This is a genomic window from Actinomadura formosensis NBRC 14204 (assembly GCF_001552155.1).
Classification (GTDB): domain Bacteria; phylum Actinomycetota; class Actinomycetes; order Streptosporangiales; family Streptosporangiaceae; genus Spirillospora; species Spirillospora formosensis.
Window position 1 is genome coordinate 1 of sequence record NZ_BCQQ01000322.1, and the last position, 631, is coordinate 631.

The window sequence follows — 631 nt, forward strand, 5'->3', positions numbered from 1 at the left end:
GGCTCGCCGCCGAGGCGGGCGACGCCGGGATGAGGACCGCCCCGCCGAGCGCCATCGCGGCGGTCGCCGCGGTGAGCCGCGAGATCAGCCGCACATTTCGTGTCGACACAGTTGTCTTCCTCTTCTGCTCAGGGTCGCGGCGCGCTATCGGACGTTGTAGCCCTGGGACTGCCAGAACGAGGTCGGGTTCGGGTTGTCCAGGTGCGGGTCGCCGACGCTCTTGGCCGCGTGCGTCTGCCGTCCGAGGCGCATCTCGACGTGGGTGTGCGCGGACGAGCTGGACGACACCCCGTGCCACGACTCGTCGGCGATGATCTGGCCGCGGCTGATCTGCTGGCCCACCCGCAGCGAGGACCGCGGAGCGGAGTGCAGGTAGATCACCGTCTTGTTCAGCGAGGCGTTGTAGATGGAGATCGTGGAAAGCCCCGCCCTGCCGGTGTACCCGCGGGCGAGGTAGATGATCTTTCCGCTCACCAGGGCGCGAACGTCCGAGCCGACGCCGCGGGCGATGTCGATGCCTTCGTGCCGGCCGGGGGTGGTGGTGTAGCCGTCGAAGCCGCAGGTGATCCGGCCGCCGCTCGCCTTGTACAGCCCGTACGACATGTTCGTGCGCGAAGACGGCGCGAACTGG

1 protein-coding gene is annotated in these 631 nt (G+C 69.1%); it reads right to left on the minus strand.

The window, feature by feature from the left end; genetic code table 11:
• Positions 1-144 precede the first annotated feature (144 nt).
• The coding region (locus AF1_RS32755; protein ID WP_157419464.1) for a M23 family metallopeptidase at positions 145-631 on the minus strand (487 nt) is incomplete at its 5' end.